The sequence below is a fragment of the Halochromatium sp. genome (assembly GCF_054919635.1).
In genome coordinates this window covers 1-6,846 of the sequence record NZ_JBUDPI010000204.1, presented here as the reverse complement: position 1 = coordinate 6,846, position 6,846 = coordinate 1, and the positions used below count along the sequence as shown (strand labels likewise).

The window sequence follows — 6,846 nt, the reverse complement described above, 5'->3', positions numbered from 1 at the left end:
GAATATCGCGCGTGCGCTCATCGGCCTTGCCGAGCAGCACATTAGTGAGATACCCGGCACCGAAACGCTCGCCGGTGCGATGGATGCAGGACAGTGCCTTTTGGGCAATCACCGTGCTGTCCTCGTAGCAGTCGACTGGGGTCAGGCAGGTGTCGCAATTGCCGCAGGCCGGGCTGCCGGTCTCGCCGAAATAATCGAGCAGCACCTGACGCCGGCAGCGGGTGGTCTCGCAGAGTCCGAGCAGGGCGTTGAGCTTGTGCAGATCAACGAGCTTGAAGCGCTCCTCGGCCTCGGATTGCTCGATGAAGCGTCTTAGGCTGACGACGTCGCTGAGGCCATAGGTCAGCCAGGCATCGGCCGGCAGCCCGTCGCGGCCGGCGCGCCCGGTCTCCTGGTAATAGGCCTCGATGCTCTTCGGCAGATCCAGATGTGCGACGAAGCGCACATCTGGCTTGTCGATGCCCATGCCGAAGGCAATGGTGGCGCAGATGATCACGTTCTCACCACGGAGGAATTCAGCCTGATGGGCCTGGCGCATCTGAGCGCTGAGTCCGGCGTGATAGGGCAGCGCCGGAAAGCCTTGGGCGGAGAGGAAGTCGGCTGTCTCCTCGACCCGCTTGCGCGAGAGGCAATAGACGATGCCTGCGTTTTGAGGATGCTCCTCGCGCAGGAAGCGCAGCAATTGTTGACGCGGGCTCTGCTTCTCGACGATGCGGTAGCGGATGTTCGGCCGGTCGAAGCTGGAGACGAAGTGTCCGGCCTGCTCGAGCTGAAGGCGCGTGATGATCTCGTTGCGCGTGGGGCCATCGGCGGTGGCGGTGAGCGCGATGCGCGGGATCTGCGGCCAGCGCTCGTGCAGGTGATTGAGCTGCACGTACTCGGGGCGAAAGTCATGGCCCCATTGCGAGACGCAGTGCGCTTCATCGATCGCGAACAGGGCGATCTGCGCGCGCTCGAGGAGCGCCAGAAAGCGCTCGGTGAGCAGGCGCTCGGGGGCGACATAGAGCAGATCCAGCGCGCCGGTGAGCAATGCCTGCTCGACTTGACGCTGCTGGTCGAGATCGAGCGACGAGTTCAGGAAGGCCGCGCGCAGGCCGAGCTGACGCAGGGCCTCGACCTGATTCTGCATCAAGGCGATCAGCGGTGAGACGACGATGCCGGTTCCATCGCGCAACAGCGCTGGAATCTGGTAGCAGAGGGACTTGCCACCACCGGTCGGCATCAGCACCAGCGCATCGCCGCCGCCGGCAACATGCGAGATGATCTGTTCCTGCGCGCCGCGAAAGCTGGCGTAGCCGAAGGTGCGGTCGAGGATCTCGAGTGCGGTAGGTGAGCGGTTGACGGCGACCATCGGTGAGGCTGACGCGGCGGAGATTCCAGGATCATCTCGGATGCTCACAAGACTGCCCGCAATGGAGCAGATGGGTCAATGCGCACTGGCCAATCGATACCTCGCCTTGCCCTGGCCTAGACGTTGCCCTGCCTTGGTCTAGACGTTCAGGCACGATTCCTCCACATGCGCTGTTAGAACCGCTGTGGATAACCTGTGATGGGGCATGCCAAGTGGCTCTTTCAGCTGCCTAAACCGCCAGCTTGGTCAAAGAGTGACCAGGCCGAGATGATCTGTCTGCGGTGAGCCTGGTGTCAGTTGCGCGATAATGGAGAATTTCCAGTCCTGTAAACCGGCTGCGATCATGATGCGCTTGAACGACCCTGATGCTTATCAAACGGCAACCGATCTCGACCTGATCGCCGAGCTGCTCGATCTGCGTGGTGCGCGGGTGTTGGAGCTTGGCTGTGGCGCTGCGGTGGCGACACGCGCACTGGTTGAGCAACTGGGTGCGGCGGAGGTGGTGGCAACCGAGGTCGACGCGACGCAGCTGGCGAAGAATTGCGCGGTCACCGATCTGCCACAGGTCCGTTTCGTATTCGGTGGTGCCGAGGCGATCGGCGCCCCCGATGCCCATTTTGACGCGGTGGTGATGTTCAAGTCGCTGCATCATGTGCCGGTCGCGCAGCTCGACACCGCGCTGGCCGAGATCCATCGGGTGCTCAAGCCCGGCTGTCCCGCCTGCTTCGTCGAGCCCGTGTACTGGGGTGAGTTCAATGCGCTGATGGCGATGGTCCATGAGGAGCGCGCCGAGCGCGAAGCGGCCTTCGCCGCACTCGAGCGGGCGGTGGCCTCGGGGCGCTTCGTCCTCGAAGCGCAACGATTCGTGCAGATCCCGGGCACGATTGCGGATTGGGACGCGTTTGCGGAGCGCTATCTGCAGGTGAGCTATCGCTCGGACTCGATCGAGGCCGAGCGCGTGGCCCGCATCCGCGCCGCCTTCGAACAGCATCTGACGCCGACGGGCGCCCACTTTCTGAAGCCGCATCGGGTCGACCTGTTGCGGCGACAGCCTGATCCGACCTAATTCGGGATGCATCATTCGGGACGCCTCATTGGCGATCCATCAAGTCGCCCCGCATCAGAGCCCTGATCAATCCTTCGCGGTGCGAATACCGACCAAACGGGCCAGGAACACGGCGACGAACATCGGCCCGATGACCGCCTCAACCATGGCGAGCGACTGTGCGACCGGCGCAACGGGCGTGATATCGCCGTAGCCAAGTGTGCTCAGGGTGACGAGGCTGAAATACGCCATTTGGAACTCAAGCGTTAGAGGACTCGGGGGAACCCCATTGGCGAAGCTGAACGAGCCTGGATTTAACGTCTCGATCAGCGCGAAGCCCGCCCCAAAGCAGTAGCCCATGAGCACGTAGACGCAGATACCCCCATAGATGGTGTCGTTGGTCGGTGCGCCACGACGCTGAATGAAGACGAAGAGCGCGCCGGCGTTGTAGGAGGTGAACAACAGCCAGAAACCGAGCGAGACCGGGATAAGGGCCGGGGTCTCGAGCCAGAAGAAGACCCAACGTGTGGCCAGCGCCGGCACTAGCAGCAGCATGCCAACCAGGAGCAGCCCACGCCGGTGGTACATCGAGAACAGCCCCGCCAGGAGCACTGCCGAGGCTGCCAGGTTTCCAACCAGCGCGCCGATGGCCAATGGCACGAAGCTGCTTGCTGTTGATAGTAAGAGCAGGCTCAGCAAGAGGATGGCAAAGCGCGTTGGTCCTCCATCGCTGGCGTGGTCTTGGGGGTGATGCAAGTCCATCTGAGTGTGGTTTTCCAACCTCAGCGCGACTCGCGATCATCGAAGACCTTGACCCACATGACGGTCGCGCCGGCAACGGCGGCGGGCATCACGACGAAGTTCAGCACCGGGATCATGGTCAGGCCTGCGGCAGCCGAGCCGAAGCCGAGGGCGGTGAAACGGCGCTGGCGCAGCCGGGCGCGCTGATCGCGGAACAACAGGCCGTGGTTGCCCATCGGAAAGTCACTGTATTGCACCGCCAACATCCAAGCCGTGAAGAGGAACCAGATCAATGGCCCGATCACGGGCACCATCAGGGCCAGGATCAAGAACGGAATCGTCCACACCAGCGCATAGAGGATCTTCTTGACCTCATCCCAGAGAATGACCGGCAGTTCCTTGATAAGCTTGGCGTAATCGATGGGCTCGTCGATCGAGCGCCCGGTCAGGATCGCTTCTGCCTTTTCGGCGAGGAGACCGTTGAACGGTGAGGCGATCAGGTTGGCAACCAGCGTAAAGCTGTAGAAGACGATGATCAGCAGCGCCAGCACGAAGACCGGCCAGAGCAGCCAATCGAGCCAGTGCAGCCAGCTTGGCAGTTGCTGCTCCATCCAGCCGAGCGCGCCTTCGAAGCGGCTCAGACCGTACCAGATGGCGCCGGCAAAGACGCCGATGTTCACCAGCAGGGGGATGATGACGAAGCGCTTCAGGCCAGGGCGCGTGATCAAGTGCAGACCCTCGAGCATATAGGTCGCGCCACGGAATGGGTTGGAAGGCATCAAGACCTCGCAGGGGTTTCGTTGAAGGGGATCGCGCCGCATTCTATAACCTTGATCGGTCGGCTTTGAGGTCCCGTCGAAGGTAAAGTATCCGAGCTCGAGCCCAAGCTCGAGTCCGAGCCCAAGCCCAAGAAGGGCGGGGCCGCAGACTGCTGTTCAGCAGGAGGAGATGTGATGACCAATGCTCAGCACGTATTTGCGCAGCTCGCGCGTCAACCTGATGAAGAGATCGACCTCGCGACCGGCGCGCTCGCGGTGAGTGGGTTGTTTCAACCTGGGCTGGCGGCCGACGACACCTTGGCATCGCTCGATCTGCTTGCCGCCCAAGCCGGAGAGCGGGACCCCGAGCAGTCCGATCTGTTCGATCGGGTGCGAGCGCTGAATCAGTTCTTGTTCGAAGAGATCGGCTTCGTCGGCAACCAGGATGACTTCTACGATCCGCGCAATAGTTTCCTGGATCAGGTGCTGAGCCGTCGTCTCGGGATTCCAATCACGCTCTCGGTGCTCTATATCGAGATCGCTGCTCGGCTTGGCTTGCCGGCTTACGGGGTTGGCTTTCCAGGGCATTTCCTGGTGCGCATCGGCCGCGGCGATACCGCACTGATGCTGGATGTCTATGCCGGCGGCGTGGCGTTGCCGGAGTCCGAGCTGGATCAGCGCCTAGCGGATCTCTACGGTCAGGGCACCCTGAGCATCCGCAGTCATCCGGCACTGCTGCGTCCGGCGACCAAGCGTGAGATCCTGGTGCGCATGCTGCGCAATCTGATCGGCATCTATCGAGACCGTGGTGAGCCTGTCAATCGCCTCGCGGCCCTGACGGCCTCGTTGACCCTAGCGCCGGATCTGCCCGATGAGCTGCGCGAGCGCGGGCTGCTCTATCGGGATCTCGATTATGCGCCAGCGGCACTTGGCGATCTGCGTCGCTTTGTCGAGGTCTCGGACGATGCCGAGCAGATCGCCGCCGTCACGCGGATCATCGATGAGCTGGGCGGGCAGCCGATGCGCCTGCATTAGCCCGATGTGACGGATGTACTGGCTCCGCGCAGCGCGGGTTTGCGGTAGCGCACCGTCTTCACGGCGGTGTCATCGGCCTGGATGATCTCGAGCGGATAGCCGCGGAGCTTGAGGCTGGTGCCGGGCTCCGGGATGGTCTCGAGATAATCGATAATCAGACCATTGAGCGTTTTTGGGCCATGCGTCGGCAGGGACCAGCGCATGGCCCGGTTCAGCTCGCGGATGGTGATGGTGCAATCGATCAACAGGCTGCCGTCGTCGGTGCGGTGGATGTCCGGATAGGCATCGGCGGGGTCGGTGGTGAACTCGCCAACGATCTCTTCGAGCAGATCAGCTAGGGTAATCAGACCCTGGAAATCCCCATACTCGTCGACGACGAGCCCAACCCGCTGCCGAGCGCGCTGGAAGTTGACCAGCTGCTGATAGAGATGGGTGCCCTCAGGGACGAAGTAGGGCTCGCGCGCGATCGAGCGCAGGTAGTCCTTATCGAGCTGCCCCCGCCCGATACCGTGCTCCAGCAGCGCATGCATGGCGGTGCGCGAGTGGATCATGCCAACCACGTTGTCGAAACTGCCGTCGAACAACGGCAGCAGCGTGTAATTGGCGCGGCGAATCGCGGCGATGATCTCATCGGTTGGGTCCTGCAGGTCGATCCCTTCGACCTCGTTGCGTGGGATCATGATCTCCTCGACCGTGGCATTCTCCAGGTCAAGGATCGCGATCAGCATGTCGCGGCTCTGCTGGGGGATCATCGCCCCGGCCTCGTTGACGACCGTGCGCAACTCCTCGCGACTGAGGGCCTGGCCCTGTCCTGACTGTGGCCTGACGCCCATCAGGCTAAGCAGGCTGTTGGTAACCAGATTGACCGCTGCCACCACTGGATAGAGTAGCTTCAGCAGCGGTGCATAGACGAACGCGGCCGGGTAGGCGATGCGCTCCGGATGCAAGGCGGCCAGGGTCTTCGGCGTCACCTCGGAGAAGATCAGGATGATCAGGGTCAGCAGTCCCGCCGCAACGGCGATGGCGCCCTCACCGCCGATGCGCAAGGCGATCACGGTGGCCAGCGACGAGGCCAGGATGTTGACGAAGTTATTACCGAGCAGGATCAGGCCGATCAGCCGATCGGGGCGGTCGAGCAGACGCTGGGACAGGATGGCACCGCGCTTGCCTTGCTCGGCCTGATAGCGCAGCCGGTAGCGGTTCAGCGTCATCAGCGCGGTTTCTGAGCCGGAGAAGAATCCGGACAGCAGTAATAACGCCCCGAGCGAAGCGAAGAGGACGGAGAGCGGAATCTCGTTCACGATGGTGGAATGACGGACTGGATACGATCAATCGCCAAAGGATTCGGTGCGGTAACGTTCGACCTTGATGCGCGGCGACCAATGATCCGGCGCTAGCCCGGCCTTCTGCTTCAGATGGCGCAAGAACGCTGCGCGCGTTGGCAGTTGCGACCAAACCGACGGCAGGAAGGTCCCGCGCCGGGCACCATCGCTCAGGATCAGTCCATCGATACCAGGCTCGATGGCCGCGATCAGCTCGGCCTCTGTGCTGAACGCGATTGGCTGCGGCGGGGTCAATACCGATATCTTGATTGTCAGGTCGTCAAGCTCCTGTAGGGAGAGCGGTGCGAAACGGGGGTCGCAGAAGGCCGCGGCGTAGGCGTTCTCGGCGACGTCGCAACCCAAGGCGGTGACCGCCTCCAGATGTCCAATACAGCCGCGCAGCTGGCTATGTCGCTCGAGCGTCACAAAGCTTGCGCGCTCTGCCTGGAGTGCAGGCGCCTCCTGCGTAGCAACGATGGGCAATGCGCATCCATGCTGAAGGCCATGTTGAATCGATTGCCGCGCGATCGCGAGCAGTCGCTGCCGCGTGCCCGCATCGAGTCCCGAGCCAGGTTCGGCCTCGGGCTCGGACGC

The 6,846-nt window shown here is 62.6% G+C and carries 7 protein-coding genes; 2 read left to right on the top strand and 5 right to left on the bottom strand.

Features of this window, described 5'->3' with window-relative positions:
* Positions 1-1,351: DNA helicase RecQ (gene recQ / locus ACY693_RS12475; protein WP_462322153.1), on the bottom strand; the 1,351-nt coding region annotated here is incomplete at its 3' end.
* Between the two features lie 346 nt (positions 1,352-1,697).
* Between recQ and ACY693_RS12470 the strand changes: the two genes are divergently transcribed.
* Complete coding sequence (locus tag ACY693_RS12470; protein WP_462322152.1) at positions 1,698-2,417, top strand: class I SAM-dependent methyltransferase; 720 nt, start codon at positions 1,698-1,700, stop codon at positions 2,415-2,417.
* Between the two features lie 66 nt (positions 2,418-2,483).
* On the opposite strand, the gene ACY693_RS12465 is transcribed toward ACY693_RS12470, so the two are convergent.
* On the bottom strand, positions 2,484-3,158 hold the full coding sequence (locus ACY693_RS12465) for a potassium channel family protein (protein ID WP_462322151.1): 675 nt from the start codon (positions 3,156-3,158) through the stop codon (positions 2,484-2,486).
* Positions 3,159-3,178: 20 nt separating this feature from the next.
* Entirely contained in the window at positions 3,179-3,916 is a 738-nt protein-coding gene (cysZ, locus tag ACY693_RS12460; RefSeq protein ID WP_462322150.1) for a sulfate transporter CysZ, read from the bottom strand.
* A 174-nt stretch (positions 3,917-4,090) separates the two neighbouring features.
* Between cysZ and ACY693_RS12455 the strand changes: the two genes are divergently transcribed.
* The gene (locus tag ACY693_RS12455; protein WP_462322149.1) at positions 4,091-4,930 is read left to right on the top strand and encodes a SirB1 family protein; all 840 of its coding nucleotides are present in this window, start codon (positions 4,091-4,093) and stop codon (positions 4,928-4,930) included.
* Here ACY693_RS12455 and ACY693_RS12450 read toward each other — a convergent pair.
* Both ACY693_RS12450 and amrA read right to left on the bottom strand, forming a co-directional pair.
* Positions 4,927-6,231: an HlyC/CorC family transporter gene (locus ACY693_RS12450; RefSeq protein ID WP_462322148.1), complete on the bottom strand. Its 1,305-nt coding sequence runs from the start codon at positions 6,229-6,231 to the stop codon at positions 4,927-4,929. The two genes, ACY693_RS12455 and ACY693_RS12450, sit on opposite strands and share 4 nt — an antisense overlap.
* A 27-nt stretch (positions 6,232-6,258) precedes the next feature.
* On the bottom strand, positions 6,259-6,846 hold a 588-nt coding region (amrA, locus tag ACY693_RS12445; protein ID WP_462322147.1), incomplete at its 5' end, for an AmmeMemoRadiSam system protein A.